The 17,109-nt window shown below is 59.8% G+C and carries 16 protein-coding genes; 9 read left to right on the top strand and 7 right to left on the bottom strand.

The window, feature by feature from the left end; translation table 11 throughout:
* Nucleotides 1–467: 467 nt before the first annotated feature.
* The 3 genes from C440_RS01975 to C440_RS01960 all read left to right on the top strand — a co-directional run bounded on the left by C440_RS01975 (nucleotide 468) and on the right by C440_RS01960 (nucleotide 4,268).
* Complete coding sequence (locus C440_RS01975) at nucleotides 468–1,712, top strand: orc1/cdc6 family replication initiation protein (protein ID WP_008317774.1); 1,245 nt, start codon at nucleotides 468–470, stop codon at nucleotides 1,710–1,712.
* Between the two features lie 1,073 nt (nucleotides 1,713–2,785).
* On the top strand, nucleotides 2,786–3,070 hold the full coding sequence (gene eif1A, locus C440_RS01965) for a translation initiation factor eIF-1A (RefSeq protein ID WP_083893972.1): 285 nt from the start codon (nucleotides 2,786–2,788) through the stop codon (nucleotides 3,068–3,070).
* Between the two features lie 163 nt (nucleotides 3,071–3,233).
* Nucleotides 3,234–4,268, top strand: a complete 1,035-nt coding sequence (locus C440_RS01960; RefSeq protein ID WP_008317770.1) for an NAD(P)-dependent alcohol dehydrogenase — start codon at nucleotides 3,234–3,236, stop codon at nucleotides 4,266–4,268.
* Between the two features lie 51 nt (nucleotides 4,269–4,319).
* On the opposite strand, the gene C440_RS01955 is transcribed toward C440_RS01960, so the two are convergent.
* The 4 genes from C440_RS01955 to C440_RS01940 all read right to left on the bottom strand — a co-directional run bounded on the left by C440_RS01955 (nucleotide 4,320) and on the right by C440_RS01940 (nucleotide 7,201).
* Nucleotides 4,320–4,796, bottom strand: a complete 477-nt coding sequence (locus C440_RS01955) for a YbaK/EbsC family protein (protein ID WP_008317768.1) — start codon at nucleotides 4,794–4,796, stop codon at nucleotides 4,320–4,322.
* Between the two features lie 167 nt (nucleotides 4,797–4,963).
* On the bottom strand, nucleotides 4,964–5,383 hold the full coding sequence (locus C440_RS01950; RefSeq protein ID WP_008317767.1) for a type IV pilin: 420 nt from the start codon (nucleotides 5,381–5,383) through the stop codon (nucleotides 4,964–4,966).
* 241 nt (nucleotides 5,384–5,624) lie between these two features.
* Nucleotides 5,625–6,035 carry a type IV pilin gene (locus C440_RS01945; RefSeq protein ID WP_008317765.1) on the bottom strand — a complete coding sequence of 137 codons (411 nt, stop codon included), beginning with the start codon at nucleotides 6,033–6,035 and terminating at the stop codon, nucleotides 5,625–5,627.
* 797 nt (nucleotides 6,036–6,832) lie between these two features.
* On the bottom strand, nucleotides 6,833–7,201 hold the full coding sequence (locus C440_RS01940; RefSeq protein ID WP_049915216.1) for a hypothetical protein: 369 nt from the start codon (nucleotides 7,199–7,201) through the stop codon (nucleotides 6,833–6,835).
* 206 nt (nucleotides 7,202–7,407) lie between these two features.
* Between C440_RS01940 and C440_RS01935 the strand changes: the two genes are divergently transcribed.
* Nucleotides 7,408–7,827, top strand: coding sequence for a VOC family protein (locus C440_RS01935; RefSeq protein WP_049915155.1), 420 nt, complete (start codon nucleotides 7,408–7,410; stop codon nucleotides 7,825–7,827).
* Between the two features lie 31 nt (nucleotides 7,828–7,858).
* Here C440_RS01935 and C440_RS01930 read toward each other — a convergent pair whose 3' ends face one another.
* Complete coding sequence (locus tag C440_RS01930) at nucleotides 7,859–9,601, bottom strand: PAS domain S-box protein (RefSeq protein WP_008317758.1); 1,743 nt, start codon at nucleotides 9,599–9,601, stop codon at nucleotides 7,859–7,861.
* 168 nt (nucleotides 9,602–9,769) lie between these two features.
* Between C440_RS01930 and C440_RS01925 the strand changes: the two genes are divergently transcribed.
* The 5 genes from C440_RS01925 (at nucleotide 9,770) to C440_RS01905 (ending at nucleotide 15,862) form a co-directional block, all read left to right on the top strand.
* Nucleotides 9,770–10,834 carry an iron transporter gene (locus C440_RS01925; RefSeq protein ID WP_008317756.1) on the top strand — a complete coding sequence of 355 codons (1,065 nt, stop codon included), beginning with the start codon at nucleotides 9,770–9,772 and terminating at the stop codon, nucleotides 10,832–10,834.
* Nucleotides 10,835–10,899: 65 nt separating this feature from the next.
* A complete protein-coding gene (locus C440_RS01920; RefSeq protein WP_008317755.1) occupies nucleotides 10,900–11,157 on the top strand; it encodes a hypothetical protein in 258 nt (85 codons plus the stop codon).
* Nucleotides 11,154–12,551: a hypothetical protein gene (locus tag C440_RS01915; RefSeq protein ID WP_008317753.1), complete on the top strand. Its 1,398-nt coding sequence runs from the start codon at nucleotides 11,154–11,156 to the stop codon at nucleotides 12,549–12,551. Before C440_RS01920 ends, C440_RS01915 begins: the two co-directional genes overlap by 4 nt.
* A 99-nt stretch (nucleotides 12,552–12,650) precedes the next feature.
* Nucleotides 12,651–15,296, top strand: coding sequence for a heavy metal translocating P-type ATPase (locus tag C440_RS01910; protein ID WP_008317752.1), 2,646 nt, complete (start codon nucleotides 12,651–12,653; stop codon nucleotides 15,294–15,296).
* Nucleotides 15,297–15,463: 167 nt separating this feature from the next.
* Nucleotides 15,464–15,862, top strand: a complete 399-nt coding sequence (locus C440_RS01905; RefSeq protein WP_049915154.1) for a high-potential iron-sulfur protein — start codon at nucleotides 15,464–15,466, stop codon at nucleotides 15,860–15,862.
* A gap of 59 nt (nucleotides 15,863–15,921) precedes the next feature.
* Here the strand turns inward: C440_RS01905 and C440_RS01900 are convergent, their stop codons facing one another.
* Both C440_RS01900 and C440_RS01895 read right to left on the bottom strand, forming a co-directional pair.
* Complete coding sequence (locus C440_RS01900; protein ID WP_049915152.1) at nucleotides 15,922–16,380, bottom strand: hypothetical protein; 459 nt, start codon at nucleotides 16,378–16,380, stop codon at nucleotides 15,922–15,924.
* 38 nt (nucleotides 16,381–16,418) lie between these two features.
* The gene (locus C440_RS01895) at nucleotides 16,419–17,006 is read right to left on the bottom strand and encodes a hypothetical protein (RefSeq protein ID WP_008317746.1); all 588 of its coding nucleotides are present in this window, start codon (nucleotides 17,004–17,006) and stop codon (nucleotides 16,419–16,421) included.
* Between the last annotated feature and the right edge of the window lie 103 nt (nucleotides 17,007–17,109).

The raw sequence follows: 17,109 nt of genomic DNA, 5'->3' as shown, positions 1-17,109 counted from the left end.
CAACGAGCGAGCGTAGTCGGAACCGTTGGTACTCAGACCAAGACTGTGTGGTCGTGTAGGAACACGAGGGTGTGATTGACGAGGGTGTAATTGGGACGAAACTACCTCGGAACGGGTACTCGAACCGGGAACACTCACACCACTTTGTCCGCTGTTCTTGAGTCGGAACGGTATCCCCCCTCAAAAACGTCGGAGTTAGTGTCGGTTGTTTGCCAGTCATCGGTGGGAAACCGACAAACCACTACCGCTGACATATTTCTATTACTCCAGTACGGATATGGTTTTACAGTATGTAATATAAATCTTTGCTAATTATTCACTCGTTCTTATTTCTCCGTCTACCTTCGAGGACGAGAACAGCGGACAAAGTGGAGGGGGTGTGTCTCCCACCTACTATTTAAAATCCGAGAACAGCGGACACTCCGGACGCGGTGGTTTTATGAACGATGTGACCAAATCGTGTGGGTATGCCCCTATTCGAGCGCGATACCGAAATCTATCGGGATCGAGACGCTCTTCGTGAAGACTACCAACCCGAGGAACTCGTGGGGCGCGACGAGGAACTCCGTACGTTTCAGGCAGCACTCCAACCGGTTATCAATGGAGAACAGCCGAACAATATCTTCCTCTACGGTAAGACTGGTGTCGGGAAAACCGCGGCGTCACGGTACTTGCTCGGCCACCTTCGTGAGGATGCGAGTCACTACGACGACATTCACCTCACGGTCGTCTTTTTGAACTGTGATGGACTCACGAGTTCGTATCAGATTGCTACTCGTCTCGTCAACGAATTCCGGTCCGAATCGAACCAAATCAGCACGACAGGGTACCCGCTCGGATCCGTTTACGAGATGCTGTGGCAGGAACTCGACGACTGTGGTGGAACCATCATTATCGTGCTCGACGAAATCGACCACGTCAACGACGACAGCATTCTTTATCAACTCCCACGCGCACGCGCGAATGGAAACTTAGACGTCGCCAAAGTCGGTCTCATCGGTATCTCGAACGACTTCTCGTTCCGCGACGACCTCTCGCCGAAAGTCAAAAGTTCGCTGTGTGAACAGGAAATTCACTTCCCGGCGTACAATGCCAAGAACCTTCGCGCGATTCTGGAACAACGGGCCACCGTTGCATTCCGGGACGGTGTCCTCGCCGACGAGGTAATTCCGCTGTGTGCCGCTTACGGCGCGAAAGACGCTGGTGACGCCCGACAGTCTATCGACCTGCTGATGAAAGCCGGCGATTTGGCCCGCGACGACGACACTGACTGTATCCAAGAAGCGCACGTCAAACGCGGTCGCCGCGCGCTCGAACGCGGTCGAATCAAAGAGGGTATCAATGGGTTAACAGAGCACGGACACTTGGTACTCTATTCGCTACTAACGCTCGAATTAGAAGACGAGACCCCAATTCGGTCGCGCGACGTCCGACCGCGATACACGAGGTTTACCGAACTCGCCAACCGCGACCCGCTCGTCCCGCGTCGGATGCGAGACCACTTGAGCGAACTTGCGATGCTCGGTATCGTCTCGGTCACGGAACGCAACGAGGGCCGCCGCGGTGGTACGTACCGCGAATACGCACTTGATATGGACGTGAGTCTCATCATCTCGGCGATGCGCGATACAATCGAACTCGTCGGCGTCCACGAGACGGTCGAACCGTTCCTCGACGGAGAGAAAACGAGCACGCTCGACGACTTCGTCTAATGCACTTACGATTCACTCTCGTACGACGAGTGAGGCAACGTATAGATAGATTACCGCGGACACTATGGTGTTCCCAACGGTACGTTACCCCTCGCGTCGGACACCACGATGTCCGCTGTAATTCCACGTGTATCTGTATTCTCAGTTTTGCTTTGGTGCGTTCGATTCTCCCTTTCGAATAGACCAAGAACAGCGGACAAAGTGGTGTTGCCGTGGAGTCCAACCCCGGACTACAGCGAGGATATCCACTCGAAAGAAAGTTCCACACTATCATCGAAGGCTCATCTCCCCGGTGGCGGCAACTCGTCCTCAGCTACCTTCGACGAGCATATCTCGTGGTATCGTCGTAATCTCTCCAGCGTCGTCATCCGCTGGTCGTACGCGCGTAGCGAGACTCCGAAAACAGCGGACAAGGTGGTGTCAAAGTGGGGTACGGTCGGGTGGTTCGAGTGATTCGAGAGGTTATCTACGAGAGATTTCGTCGCTTCACGAAGCGGAACATTCGATTGGACGCTGACCTCGCCAGTCAACAGAATCGGAGAGGGCGAACGCTCGCCTGAAACAGACGTGTGGTACTCTGAACAGTAGTTATATAAAGGTATTTACGATAGTCGGTTATCCCTGAGATAATGTCTACGATTCAGACAGAAGATGTCGTGTCGCTCTTCAGCGCTCTTATACTCGGATTCGTACTCTTCCTCCTTATCAACTATTTGAGCCTGTTTGGTGTGGTGACTGTCAATTCTGATTTGATTGTTATCTCAGTAGGAGTCCTTATCGGGTATGGCGTCGCTCGTTTGAGCGACGCACGATAGATACACACCCACCCACAGCTGTTTCAGTGAGACAGTTGTCGAGACAACAGCATCACAACCTCAGAACCCGGAAGATTAGCGCAGAATATATCGCTGAATACAATTCATCTCTCGCTTGTTCTCTCGTTCCCCCTCCAACATTGACGCGTCAGTACTGCGGACAAAGTGGTGTTCGACGCAACTCGTCACCTCCCATTTTATGTGTTATGCTATCACGAGTATCCGATAAGTTATCCGTCTTCGCCTCTGAGCAAGAACGTGAGTGAAGATCAAGGGCGTCGAAACCTTCGAATGCCCAACGACAACGAGTTGTTTGCAGTCGTCACCGAGCACAACGGTGGGAACCACGTTCGAATCCGCTGTGAGGACGGAAAGAACCGAATGGGGCGCATCCCCGGTCGGATGAAGTACCGAACGTGGATCAACGAGGGCGACGTCGTGCTCGTCGAACCGTGGGACTGGCAGGATGAGAAAGCCAACATCGAATGGCGATACACCGGCGAAGACGCGGACCAGCTCCGACGCGAAGGCCACATCCAGTAACTGATTTCTCCGAGAGGAGAGTTTATCCGACCCGTTCGAGACGACGACCAGTCTGTAGTGGCGTCTCTATTTGACCCGAATCTCGGTCTCTCGCGCCGCTCGTTACTTACTCGTCGCGGTCGAACATGGTAGACGAGGCGTGCGGAGCACACTCGACAGTCCCATGTACATCGTCGAACTGACCGAACCCACGAACTTCGAGCATAGCCAACGACCACGGCCCAGTCCCGGTGCGGAGGAGGTTCTCGTTCGAATGAACCACGTCGGCATCTGCGGGTCCGACATCCACTACTTCCAACACGGTCGTATCGGCGAGTACGTCGTCGAGTCCCCACTCATTTTAGGCCACGAGAGCGCCGGCGAGGTGGTCGCTGTCGGACGTGACGTCGAGCATCTCAGCGTCGGCGACCGCGTCGCCCTCGAACCTGGTGTTCCGTGCGGCGAATGTGTCCGGTGCCGCACGGGGTCGTACAATCTCTGTCCTGAGGTCGTCTTCATGGCTACGCCGCCGGACGACGGTGCGTTCGCGGAGTTTGTGGCGTGGGACGCCGACTTCGCGTATCGACTTCCGGCGTCCGTCTCGACGCGCGCGGGTGCGCTTTGCGAACCGCTCAGTGTCGGTATTCACGCGACTCGGCGAGGCGAAATCGGTCTCGGAGATAGCGTCCTCGTCACCGGCGCGGGACCAATCGGAATGATGGTGCTCAAAGCCGCCCGTGCGGCCGGCGCTGGTGACATCATCGTCTCCGACGTCGTTCCGTCGAAACTCGCCCGCGCCGAAAAAGCGGGTGCGACGACGACAGTGAACGTCGCCGAAGAGGACCTATCCGATGCCGTCGCCGCCGCGACCGACGACAACGGTGTCGATATCGTCGTCGAGGCATCGGGAGCGGCCGCGGCTATCACCTCGACGACCGACGTGGTTCGGCGCGGCGGAACAATCGTCTGTATCGGACTCACACAGGACGACGACATCCCGATTTCGATGAACGAACTCGTGGATAAGGAACTCGACCTGCGCGGGTCGTTCAGGTTCAAAAACACGTACTCCGACGCGATTTCACTGCTCGAACGGGGTGCTGTCGAGGTGGAAGACATCATCGACTTCGAGATGCCGATGAACGACCTCACCGCGGCATTCGAACGGGCACAAGAACCCGACGTAATCAAGGGGATAGTCACGGTCGATTCGGAGTGAAGGCCACCGCTCGAACAGCGGACATCGTGGTGTCTAATCCGGCGACTGCGGTCACTCGAACACGTCTACAAACCGCGGGTCGGCCAGTGTCCGCAACGTCTCGGGTGTGAGTCGAAACACCGCTTCGGGAGTTCCGGCGGCGGCCCATATCTCGTCGGAGGCGTCGAACGTCGGATCGGCGAGGACCGGACAGGCGGTCGCGTGACAGGTCGGCGGCACTCCGCCGATGCTCCAGCCGGTCGCGTCTTTCACTTCGGAAGCGGTCGCGCTCCGAACCGCGTCGGCTTCGACGCCGAATTCGGCACCTAACGCGGTTTCGTCCACGCGGTTGGCCCCGCTCGTGAGGACGAGAACCGTCTCGTCGCCGACGCGCATCACGATGCTCTTGACGATTTGGGCAACGTCGCATCCGATTGCCGCCGCCGCATCGTCTGCCGTCTTCGTTCCTTCCGGGAACTCCTCGATAGATGGCTCGAATCCGTGAACCTCCTGTACTTGCGTGGCGAACTGTCGGGCCGTGGGATGCATACCCACGGGTTTTGTGGCTTCTGATAAGAACGTTACCGAGAGCTGAGGTTGGCTGACGTCGATTCCTGCGGTGCCGCGTACTGTTGGCACTCCGAGGCTGTGAGACCGATAAAACCGAGCGCCTGAACCGAGTTCGCTACTCGGTGGTTGTCGCACCGAGTGCGAACTTAGGCGTTGTACGTCCACTTCTGCAGGGTTGCAGAGTTGGAACCGGATTCGGAAGTCCAGACGACCCGGATGGTCTCCCCACCGGTCAGCGGGTTACTGGAAGTGGTGACGTCCACGCTGTCGCCGGCGTTAATGGTGTCGTCCGTCCACGAACCAACTGAACCGACACCATTGCCGGTAACCGAAACGAGGTCTGTGTCGATCGCGTCGCCGCTTTCGTGGGTAATCGTCACCGTGTTTGCTCCGTCGTAGTCGAAACTGAAACTCGCCTGCGGTGCGGTGTTGCCGACTTGGTCGCCGAGACCGAGGACGAACGTGCCGATGACGGCGGCGAGGATGACGGTGATTGCAACCATCAGGATGACACCGATGACTGGTGAGACTGCGCGTGAGTCTGTGAGGATTCTCTTAATGTTCATGGTTTCTCCGAGGTACGTCGGGCGACAGACGGTCGTTCGAAAAATGTGAAGCGACGCTTTGGTGTCTGACGCTCGGAACCTTCTGATTCATAGAACGTTCTCCAACGATATAAATTACAGCTGACATTGGATTTCACTCGTCACGGACCGCGGCGCTGTGACACCCTTGAGCGATGCTGTTGCTCAGTTGTCGTCGTATACGGAAAAGTAAGGTCTTGTTCGCGCGTCCCGCCGTGCGGCCTCAGGCGTTGTACGTGTACTTCTGCAGGGTTGCAGAGTTGGAGCCGGATTCGGAGGTCCAGACGACACGCACAGTGTCGCCGTCGCTGAGCGAACCAGAGATAGTGACACTGTCACCTGCTTGGATTTTGTCGTCGCCTTCGTTCCAACTGTCGCTCAGGGCGCCGCTGACGCTCACGAGTTCGTCGTCGATTGCGTCCCCGCTTTCGTGCGTAATCGTGAGTTTGCTCGCGGAGTCGTCGTAGTCGAAACTGAAACTCGCCTGTGGTGCCGCGTTGCCGATTTGGTCGCCGAGACCGAGGACGAACGTGCCGATGACGGCGGCGAGAATGACGGTGATTGCAACCATCAGGATGACGCCGATGACTGGTGAGACTGCGCGTGAGTCTGTGAGGAATTTCTTGATGTCCATTGTTCTATCCAGGACCGACGGTGAGACCCGCGTCGCGCCCTACCCATTCGGAACGCGGAGTGGTCGTCTGTGTCGGTTCCTGTTGGTTCTCCATATGTTCTGGATATATTTAATTTCGCGTCGGCTTACTGGTCTATTCGGAAGGGTTAGGACCCATATAACGCCACCATTCAGGATTTCAGCTATCCATACCAAAATTCTATCATCTCCATACCAGCGTGGCTCGAATCGCGCCGTCTGCGAGCCGTCCGAATTTCATCGGCTCTGTTGATTCCTTAACACCTGATAGGAGCCGTGTGACACAGACAGAGGACGTATGCATCACTGAGCGTCTGTAGGACAGAGCAGTTGACCACAAAGATTAGATGCGTAATATGAATAGAGTATTATATGTCCTCCAACAGCGAGCTGATTAGATGAACGAATCCGAAGTATGCGGCGACGGCTGTTAGCGTTCTTTCAGTGATCGCGGTAGTGTTCTACAGTTCGCACACACAGTCAGGCCCAACTGTTGCTGATATCGTCTTCGTCGTTCTCGTCACCACACTGCCTGCTACTGTCGCCTACGAACTTGCTCGCAGGTTCCACTAACCGATTCGCGCGCTGTATGCACCACGCCTCGACAAACTCTCAATGACTGCGGACTTCAACGAGCCATTTTATCTGCGGACATGGTGGTGTCTTCGGTACCAACCGACTCGACTCACTCGGCCGGCCTCGTTGCTCTAATCAGATTCGCGCGAGTGCGACGGCTGACTAACGCTTCGACGAATGTCTCGAAAGTCGGGTGAAGACCGCTACTGCGGTGCGTGCCAGAATCGCGGCGTCGATTCGAAGTCGATTTTCGCGTCCGAGGGCGCGCGCTCGTACAGCGCGTCGTGGACCGCTTTGTAGGCCGCTCGCGCACCTTCCTGTGCGAGTTCGGGATGCTCGCGGGTGTCGAAGACGACGCGCCACTCGCCGTTCGTGAGGTGTAGCCCGAGGATATACTTCCCGCGGATGTTCACGGCCAGTTGGTACGCCTGCTGAATCGTCTCGCCGTCTCGTTCGATGTTGTAGCCCCGAACGGCAATCGCCTGTTGGACGGCCTCGTTGGATTCGAGTTTGGCGACGAACGATTTGGGAACGGCGCTCCCCGGAAGCGATTCGACGAGTTTCTCGCTCATGTGTGTGTCTCCTCGCATCGCGCTCCTGTCGATTCCATCGTATCCTATATCGTCGCGCGAGACGGCTTATGAGGTACGGTCTCGTCGCGTCGAACCCGTCGATACCGAGGAGCGTGTCACTGCTCGGTCCGATTCATCATCTCGAATGTGCTTCCCGAGTCACCCCGAACGAAGCGGTTTTCACCACGTGCACACGCAGAGAAACCGTGACTTCGCTCAGCGCACATCACGTCGGTATCACCGTCCGAAACCTCGAACCGATGGTCGAGTTCTACCGCGACGTCCTCGGCTTTTCGGTCATCGACCGATTCGAGGTGGGCGGCGAGGCGTTCGCCGCGGCCGTCGATGTTGCAGACGCGACGGGTCGCTTCGCCCACCTCGACGCTGGCGACGTTCGCGTCGAACTCGTCGAATACAACCCTGTCGGCGACGACCGACCGGACTCGACGCTCAACCAACCCGGTGCGACGCATCTCGGACTCTCGGTTCCCGATGTGGACGCCGTCATCGACGAGTTCCCGCCGGGCGTCGAGACACTCAGCGAGCCACGGACGACGGCGAGCGGGACGCGAATCGTGTTCGTCCGCGACCCCGAAGGGAACCTCGTCGAACTCCTCGACGCCTGACCGCGGCGCAAACACCGCGGTGCCGGGTGAGTCACCTGCCAGACGGCGATTCCGAGGGTTCCGAACCGTTTGACACGTCTGTACTGTCTGAACTCTCAGAATCGTCTGTCTCGTTCGACCCGCCTGAATCGCCAGAATCGTCCGAACTCTTCGGCGAACCAAACGTTTCCGGACCAACAATAGGGACTTCGAGGACGACGGTCGCCCCGCCGAGATGCGACGATTCGAGAGCCATACTCCCGCCTACCTTGGTGACGACCCAGTTTACGAGCCACAGGCCCATGCCGGTTCCGTGTTCGAGCGGCGTTTCTTCGCCGCGCTCGATAACCTCCCACTCTGTCTGGGGGAGTCCGGGACCGTCGTCGCTCACTCGAACGACGAGTTTGGTGCTGTCGGTCGAACTCGGGAAGACGTCGATATGGACCGTCCCGCCGCCGTGTTCGAGCGCGTTCGAGACTAGTTCGTCGATGGCGACGCGGAGACGGTTATCGACGACTCTCGAACACTCCGACTCGACGGTCGAACTCACCGTCGCATCGGGATACTGGGATTCGGCGTGGTCTACGCTGACCGCGACCATGTCTGTGACTCTTCGAGCCGTCCCCTCCGATTCGAGAAGGTCTGCAACCGTCTGTGCTTTGTCGGCGACTATGGCCAACTCTGCCGACGCGCTGAGAATGTTGTCCGCCGCGGCAATGAGTGATTCATCGGTCGCATCGGACCGAATGACTGCGGCGTACCCCTCGATGACGTTCACCCTATTTCGGAGGTTGTGGCGTAACATTCGATTCAATACGCCGAGTCGCTGTCGGGTGAGCACTGACTCGGTGATGTCTGATTGGATTGCGACGTAGCCGAGCACTTCGTCGCCTTCCGTTATCGACGCGATAGTTTGAATAGCCGTGTACAACTCGCCGCTCTTCCGCTGGTCGGTAATCTGTTCTTGCCACGTCGAACCGGTCTCGATGGTTTCCCACAGTTCCTCGTAGTACGCTTCGTCCATCTCGCCCGAGTTGAGTATTGCCGGCGTTTTGCCGACCGCCTCGTCTCGTTCGTAGCCAGTTATGGCCTCGAACGCCGGGTTTACGTACGTAATCTCTCCGTCCGACTTGGTGAGATAAATCGCGTGTCCAGCCTGCTCGACGGCCATCTCGAACTCCCGAAGCCGACGCTCCCGCTGTTTTTGTTCCGTCACATCGACGAAGGCGCCGATGACCTCCGACGCCTCGCCATCGGCATCCCTGACCACCGCTGTCGAGAGACGAAACTCCCGAATTTCACCGTCTTTGCGCTGACGCTCGACCGGGTAGTTGGACAGTCCGTCCGCTGTAATCGACCGCTCGATGAGCGAGATGACTTCGAACCGTCGGTCGTCGGCGATAGTCGGGAGGAACTCGCCGATGACTTCCTGTTGGTCCCAGCCGAACGTCTCGGAGGCGGCTTCGTTCCAGCGCGTCACCCGACCATCCGGCGTCACTGCGAGTATTGCAACCGGTGACGCGTCGAGGACGCTCCGCAGTTGATTCAACGACGACCGAACTGATCTCTGTTGGCGGTTGATTCGCTTGTTTTTCCACGCCACAAGACCCCCCACGAACGCGCTCGAAATGACCACCAACGCGAGTCCCTTCACGAGCGCGAGCGTCGGCGACACCGGAATTCCGAAACCGAGCCAGAGGAGTGCCTCACCGCCGAATATCCCGCAGACCCCAAAGACGAGATACGCGAATGCAATCGCTCTCGCGTCGAGGCTATCGAGCGGTGAGTCGTTCATATTGCGACGTTTCGAAGTGGACGGTTAAACGTAACGTGGCAGAGCCGCGCGCTGAGAAGCCGGCAATCCACGCCTCGAATGCCGATATGGAAACGCAACCGACATTGCCACTCGACCGTTAGCGAGCACAACAACGCCTCGACACGGACGCGAGGTTGGGTACTTCACATGAGACGACGCGACGCCATCAAGACGCTCGGAATTGGCGCACTCACCGCGACCGCAGGGTGTCTCGGTGGATTCGAACGACAGTCTGCGTGGCGTGACCCCCCACTCGTCGAGGACAGGCCGGACGCGGTGTATCTCCCCGCAATCACCGAGGGGATGAAGATGTACGGCAAGACGACCGCCGGCCCATACGGCGTCGCACTCACGTACTCGTATCCGCATCGGTTTTGGACCGTCGCTGGGTCTGAACTGCAGAAAACTGTCGTCGAATCCGACGATTCGCTTCACCTCATGGCGTCGCTGTGGGACAACGAGACCGGGACCGTTCTACCGATTGACTCGGGCCTGACAATCGAAGTACGCCGCGACGGCGACTTGGTAGCCGAAGACGTCGCCTACCCGATGCTCTCTCAGCAGATGGGAATGCACTACGGTTCGAACTACAGGCTCGACGGCGAGGGCGACTACGAGGCCCGCGTCCACATTGGCAGTCCCTCCATCCACAAGACGGGAGCGTTCGCCGACCGCTTCGCGTCCGCCGAGACGGCGACCTTCGAGTTCTCGTTCGACACCGACACGCTCTACGATGTCGAACTCAAGCGTCTCGGTGACGAGGCCGGCACCCGCGGGGCCGTTCCCGCGATGGAGATGATGGGCGTCCCGACCGGGAAGGCGAACGCGGTCGAGTCCCTCGGAGGAACGCATCTCGGCCGGCAGACGAGCAGTGACGCCGTCTTCGACGCGTTCGTCGTCGAAGATGGCTCGCGGCTCGACGGTGACGGCTCATACCTATGCGTCTCCGCGCGGACGCCGTACAACGAGTTCATCCTCCCGATGATGAGCGTTCGCGCGACTGTCGAGCGAGATGGAACGACCGTCATCGACGGAAAACGACTCCGTGGGACGCTCGACCCCGAACTCGGATATCATTACGGCATCGCCGTAGACGCCATCGAATTCGGTGACACCGTCTCGCTTGACGTTGACGTTCCCCCGCAGGTGGCGCGCCACGACGGGTACGAGACCGCGTTCATGTCGTTCGAGACGATGCAGTTCGAACGCTAACCACGGACCCCGAATACGACAGCACCGTTCAGAACCAGCACCTACCGAACGTTTACCCACCCCGGATGACCACAGATACCGACGCACCACGCGACCGACACCTCTGCGAGACGTGCACTGAGGCCTACCCGACAGCGCGCCTCTTGGTTCTCCACCGCGGCGCGCGACACCCCGATGCGCTCGACGCGACCGAGATTGAGGCCTACCGCGAAGCCTACTACGAAGAGGAACGCGAACTGAAGTCGTTTCGAATTCGCGCGCTCGGCGTGCTCGTCTTGCTGTACTTCGGCTTCCTCATGCTCTTTATCATGTACGCATCATGATTCGCTCGACGACACTCAGACGATTCGGTCTCGGCGTAGTTCTCACCAGCGTGCTCGCTCTCGTTTCCGACCCGGTCGCCGCGAGCAACGCCGCGGTCGGTCTCGCGGGCGCGTCGCAAGATAACCTCTCGGTTCCGCGGTGGCTCTATCTCGCCACCGGCGGCGCGACGGTCGGCGCGTCCGCACTCCTCGCAAGTTTCGTCACCGACCGACGATTCATCGAGCGCGTCCACCTGTGGCGGACCACGACTGGATTCTCCGACAGCCTCGTGAGCGTGTTTCGCGCCACCGGCAGTCTACTCGGCCTCGTACTGCTCGCGCTCGTCGTCTATCTCGGCTACACCGGACCGCAGGTGCCGACTGTCAGTTTTGCTATCATCCTCGTCTTCGCCGGTCTCCGCGCGGGATACACGATGTTCACGTACCTCGTCGCGGACACGTGGCGCGCGCTCAACCCGTGGCGGACCGTCGCCACCGTAGTCCCCAACGGCTTCGTCTCGTATCCCGACAGACTCGGTCGATGGCCGGCCGTCTTCGGTATTCTCGCGCTCGTCTGGGTCGAAACGGCGACGAACGTCACGAGTCGCCCCAAGACCCTCGCAACCGCGCTCGTCGGCTACTCCGCCGTCACGCTCGTCGGCGCGATTCTCGTCGGCGCGGACACGTGGTTCGACCGAATCGACCCCGTTTCGGTCTTTCTGCACTTCTACGGCCGCGTTGCGCCGATTCGACTCGACGACGACGGACTCTCCGTTCGCCTCCCGGGAATGCGACTCGTCACCGACGACGACATGACTGACCTCGCGGACATCGCGGTCACGGTCGTTCTCGTCTGGGAACTGACGTTCAGCGGCTTCGTCACGACCGAACAGGGGGCCGCGGCTATCCGGGCCGCCGTCGATGTCGGCGTGCCACCCCTCGTCGTCTACGGACTGCTCTACCTCGGTGGATTCGGGGTGTTCTTCGGTCTCTACGTCCTCGCGGCTCGGGTGACGGCCCGCCGAATCGACACGTTCGAGACGCCGCTCTCGCTCGCTGTTCGGTTCGCCCCTCCGTTGCTCGTCATCGCCGCGGGCTACCACCTCGCACACTACTTCGGCTTTTTCATCTCGCTGTCGCCGATGCTCGCCGAGGCGCTGATGTCGCCGCTTTCTTCGCCCGCGAACCCGCTCGTTCTCACCCTCCCGGCGTGGTTCGGCGCGCTAAACATCGTGTTCATCCTCTTTGGGCACCTCTTTGCCGTCTGGGTCGCACACTCCCAAGCGTACCGAACGTTCCCGAGTCGGATGCAGGCGGTTTGGAGCCAGTTCCCGTTCGTCGCCGCCATGATTCTCTACACGATTATCAGCCTGTGGCTCATTTCGCTCCCGACCGCGACGCCGCCGTTCATCTAATTTGTTATTAACGAAGTTGATTTGAGTTGTGAATTTGAATTAGTAAACACCCGTTTTGTAACAGGTGGATTATTAACTGGGCGCTTGCTAGTGTCGAATATGAGCGAACACGATGGGTACGACTCCGACGCCGGCGCGGAGTCGGATACACCACCAGATGAGTGTTGCGACGGCGCGTGCGACGCCGCTGACGGGTCGGAATCGACCGACGCCACCAGCGGTTCTGGCACTGCTGTCGACGGCGGTGCGACCCACGCCGAGTTCGGCGTTCCGGACATGGACTGCCCGTCCTGTGCGGGAAAAGTCGAATCGAGCGTCCGCCGCCTCGACGGTGTCGGCGACATCGACCCGCGGGTGACGACCGGCCGCCTCGTCGTCGAGTACGACCCAGACCGGACCACCGTCGGCGACATCAAAGAGAGCATCGAGAGTGCCGGCTACGCCGTCGAAGACGAACCCGAAACCCGCAAAATCACGTTTTCTATCCCTGATATGGACTGTCCGTCCTGTGCGGGAAAAGTCGAAAACGCGCTTGCAGACACGGCAGGCGTCCTCGACTACGACACGCGCCCGACGACGGGCAAAGCCGTGGTCACCGTCTCGGCCGACACTCGGCCGGCGACCGTCGTCTCGGCTATCGAAAACGCCGGTTACGACGTCACCGGGACCGATGCCGACGAACTCGGCGGGACCGAAACTGAGGGTGGACGTGCCGACAGCGACCCGACGAGCATCTGGCGAAGCACGCGCGCGATAAAAACGTGGATTAGCGGCGGCGTTCTCGCGGCAGGTATCACCGCGGAGTATCTTCTGCGCCTGGAACTCGTCGTCGCGTCCGTCGTCGGCGTCTCGTTCACGCTCGCCGAAGTGCTCTACATCGTCGGTGCCGCCATCGGCGGCCACGCCATCCTCAGAAACGGTTACTACTCGGCGCGCAACCGGAGTCTCGACATCGACTTCCTCATGTCGGTTGCGATTCTCAGCGCCGTCACCGCGAGTCTCATTTCGGGACCGACGAGCCTCTACTTCGAGGCGGCGACACTCGCGTTCCTCTTTAGCGTCTCCGAACTCCTCGAACGCTACTCGATGGACCGAACGCGTAACTCGCTCCGCGAGTTGATGGACCTCTCGCCCGACGAGGCGACGGTCCGCCGCGACGGCACGGAAACCGTCGTCCCGGTCGAAGAACTCGAACTCGACGACGTGGTCGTCGTCAAACCCGGCGAGAAAATCCCGGTCGATGGGACGGTTCTCACCGGCGACAGCGCCGTCAATCAGGCACCGATTACCGGCGAGTCGGTCCCCGTTGACAAGGAACCGGGAGACGAGGTGTACGCCGGGACCGTCAACGAGGCGGGCTATCTCGAAGTCCGCGTCGAGTCCGTCGCGGGCGACGACACGCTCTCGCGCATCGTCTCGATGGTCGAAGACGCACAAGCGAACAAGACCGAACGCGAACAGTTCGTCGAGCGATTCTCGTCGTACTACACACCGTTCATGGTCGTCGTCGCAATCGGTGTTGCCGCCGTTCCACCACTCGCGTTCGGTCTCGACTGGGTGACGTGGTTCGTCAACGGCATCACGATGCTCGTCCTCGCGTGCCCCTGTGCGTTCGTCATCTCGACGCCTGTCTCCGTCGTCTCCGGCATCACCTCGGCGGCCCGGAACGGCGTCCTCATCAAAGGCGGGACACACCTCGAAGCGATGGGGGCCGTCGAAGCCATCGCCGTCGATAAGACCGGCACGCTGACCAAGGGCGAACTGACCGTCACCGACACCGTCCCGTTCAACGGCAACACAGAAGACGACGTGCTCCGCTGTGCTCGCGGTCTCGAATCCCGAAGCGAACACCCCATCGGCGAGGCAATCGTCTCCCACGCCGAGGGGAACGGCGTCGCCAGCCGAGACATCGACGACTTCGAGAGCATCACCGGTAAAGGCGTCCGCGCCGACCTCGACGGCGTCCCGCACTTCGCCGGCAAGCCCGGCTTCTTCGAAGAACTCGGATTCGACCTCGGGCACGTCCACGTCACAGACGCCTCCAACCCGCTCTCGGAAGAAGTCCGCACGCTCTGCGACAGACAGGGCTGTCTCAACCTCGTCGAAGACACGATTCCGCGCCTGCAAGCACAGGGCAAGACCGTCATCCTCGTCGGCACCAAAGACGAACTCGAAGGCATCGTCGCCGTCGCCGACGAGGTTCGTCCGGACGCCAAAGCGACCGTCGAACGCCTCCACGAGTTCGGTCTCTCTGTCATCATGCTCACCGGCGACAACGAGGGAACGGCCCGCGCCATCGCCAAACAGGTCGGCGTCGATGACTTCCGTGCGGGACTCCTGCCCGAAGACAAGGTCACCGCCGTCGAAGGACTCCTCGACGAGTACGAGTCGGTTGCGATGGTCGGTGACGGTATCAACGACGCGCCGGCGCTCGCCACCGCGACGGTCGGAGTCGCCATGGGTGCCGCCGGAACCGACACGGCGCTCGAAACAGCCGACGTCGCGCTCATGGCCGACGACCTCTCGAAACTACCGTATCTCTACGAACTCTCCCACCGCGGCAACAACGTCATTCGGCAGAACATCTGGGCGTCGCTCGCGGTCAAGGCCATCCTCGCGGTCGGAGTGCCCTTCAACTACGTCACGGTCGCGCTCGCGGTTCTCGCTGGCGACGCCGGGATGACCCTCGGCGTGACGGGCAACGCGATGCGCCTCGCTCGGATTCGCCCGGACGAGTCGAAATAGCACCTGCACGCTGTTTTTCAACGCTTCTCTCTTCGGGTTCGCACCGTCTGTCACCCTTGTCTGATTCGACTCACTGCGCCGGGTGACGGGCTTGTCAATCACCGTCCGATTCTTATCTACTGAGAACCATCATGTTCGATTTGTTTATTCCATCCTGAGACCGGACCATGGCAGACGACCAGCGTACACGACGACGGTTCATGTGGCTCACTGGAACTGCGGCGATGGCCGGTCTCGCCGGTTGTGCCGGTGGTGGCGGACAGGACACCGAGGCGACCACGACGACCACGGCGACAACGACGACCGAGTCGTCCGATTCGACCGGTGGCGTCCCCGAAGCGTACGCGACAGCGACCGCAATCGGAGGCAACGAGCGAAACCCCGAACGACTCTCGTCGCAAGAGGCCGTCTCCTACCAGGACGAACCGAAGGAGGGCCAGCAGTGTTCGAACTGCCAATACTACATCGAGGACAAGAACGACGACGGTCTCGGTGCCTGTGCGATTGTGGAAGGGAAAGTCGCACCTGAGGGGTACTGCGTCTCGTACGTCGCGTACGAGGGATAACGCAACGCACGGTCCGAACCCGGCTTGAGTCGCCACTACTCCGCGATGGTGACCGACCGCTAGTCCTCGTCGCCTTTCGGCTCGATTGCGCTTTGAATCCGACAGTGGACGGACTGTTCTTCCCCGTCGTGTTCGACCGGGATGACCCACTGCTCGCCGCATCCGAGGACAGTCACCATCTCGCCGTCCTGCCGGTGTTTCACCGAGACGAACACCTCTCCGCGGTCGGCGTCGTAGTCCACGAGTTCGACCAGCACGTCTTCGCCGGCGATGAGGAGGTTCTTCGCCCCGTCTAACTCCGTGACGTAGGACTCCGTGTTCCCCTCGGGGTCGGTGACGAACAGTTCGACGGCCGGCACGTCTTCGCCGTCGGGGTAACTCGCCTCGACTTCGAGCGCCCCGTCCGCGAGTCGAATCCCGTGGATATCGACCAGCGACGCGGCGACACCGATGGAGTCTGCGACCTGCTGGCGAAGGTCGCCCAACGGGATTCGAATCGACTTCCGTATCCTTCCCATGGATGCCCTTACGAACGGGGGGTGTATGAGCGTGTCCGCTAGCCGGACGACGCCTCGAACGCGTCTTCGAGCACCGACGAAAGCCGTGAACCGCTCGGTACAGACTCTAAAAACGCCGCTGACCCGAACTCGACGCCGCCGTTCACCGAGATAAAACTGAGTTCTCCCAGTGCCGCTCCATCGAGGTTCGTCAGAAAGGCGATTTTCCGAACGGCCGCGACGTCTTCGACGACGGCTTCTGGGTCGATAGATTCGTAAAGCGAATCGTGTTCACGCACGTGCTGAACACACCGCTCGGTGGGTGCAAACAAGAGCAGTACGTGGACGCCGGGACCGTCGCGGGCGAGCTTCGGCCGAATACGATGCTCGTCGTCCTTGTAGAAGTAGCGTTCCATACGGCGGTACTGCCGGAGAATCTCGTTCGCACCGGTGGCGTGGCGGACCGCCGCGTCGGATTTGAGTTCGATGAGGTAATCGACCGGTTCGGGGTCTCTCACACGGACGTACACGTCGGCGACGCCGCGGTTTCCGTAGTGGTTGTACGGCTCTTCGAGGTGTATCTCCACGTCGTCGAAGGCCGCCCGGAAGTGTTCGACCACACGGGTCGCCAACTCGTCCTCTCGCATCTGTCGGTCGAAACGTCACGGCCGCCGGGGAAATGTCCCGCGATTCGACCGCCGTCGGCCGCGAACATCACAAGGAACATTGTATCGCAGTCGAGTTGAATAA

It is taken from the genome of Haloferax mucosum ATCC BAA-1512, assembly GCF_000337815.1.
Lineage (GTDB): Archaea > Halobacteriota > Halobacteria > Halobacteriales > Haloferacaceae > Haloferax > Haloferax mucosum.
This window is presented reverse-complemented; position numbering and strand designations above follow the sequence as displayed.

What these genes read in the sequence shown, in the direction of transcription:
- C440_RS01905 (WP_049915154.1), top strand. Translation starts at nt 15,464, where the DNA reads ATGGCAGACGACCAGCGTACACGACGACGGTTCATGTGGCTCACTGGA.
- C440_RS01975 (WP_008317774.1), top strand. Translation starts at nt 468, where the DNA reads ATGCCCCTATTCGAGCGCGATACCGAAATCTATCGGGATCGAGACGCT.
- C440_RS01930 (WP_008317758.1), bottom strand. Translation starts at nt 9,601, where the DNA reads ATGAACGACTCACCGCTCGATAGCCTCGACGCGAGAGCGATTGCATTC.
- C440_RS01950 (WP_008317767.1), bottom strand. Translation starts at nt 5,383, where the DNA reads ATGAACATTAAGAGAATCCTCACAGACTCACGCGCAGTCTCACCAGTC.
- C440_RS01910 (WP_008317752.1), top strand. Translation starts at nt 12,651, where the DNA reads ATGAGCGAACACGATGGGTACGACTCCGACGCCGGCGCGGAGTCGGAT.
- C440_RS01915 (WP_008317753.1), top strand. Translation starts at nt 11,154, where the DNA reads ATGATTCGCTCGACGACACTCAGACGATTCGGTCTCGGCGTAGTTCTC.
- C440_RS01960 (WP_008317770.1), top strand. Translation starts at nt 3,234, where the DNA reads ATGTACATCGTCGAACTGACCGAACCCACGAACTTCGAGCATAGCCAA.
- C440_RS01920 (WP_008317755.1), top strand. Translation starts at nt 10,900, where the DNA reads ATGACCACAGATACCGACGCACCACGCGACCGACACCTCTGCGAGACG.
- C440_RS01945 (WP_008317765.1), bottom strand. Translation starts at nt 6,035, where the DNA reads ATGGACATCAAGAAATTCCTCACAGACTCACGCGCAGTCTCACCAGTC.
- C440_RS01940 (WP_049915216.1), bottom strand. Translation starts at nt 7,201, where the DNA reads ATGAGCGAGAAACTCGTCGAATCGCTTCCGGGGAGCGCCGTTCCCAAA.
- C440_RS01955 (WP_008317768.1), bottom strand. Translation starts at nt 4,796, where the DNA reads ATGCATCCCACGGCCCGACAGTTCGCCACGCAAGTACAGGAGGTTCAC.
- C440_RS01925 (WP_008317756.1), top strand. Translation starts at nt 9,770, where the DNA reads ATGAGACGACGCGACGCCATCAAGACGCTCGGAATTGGCGCACTCACC.
- C440_RS01900 (WP_049915152.1), bottom strand. Translation starts at nt 16,380, where the DNA reads ATGGGAAGGATACGGAAGTCGATTCGAATCCCGTTGGGCGACCTTCGC.
- C440_RS01895 (WP_008317746.1), bottom strand. Translation starts at nt 17,006, where the DNA reads ATGCGAGAGGACGAGTTGGCGACCCGTGTGGTCGAACACTTCCGGGCG.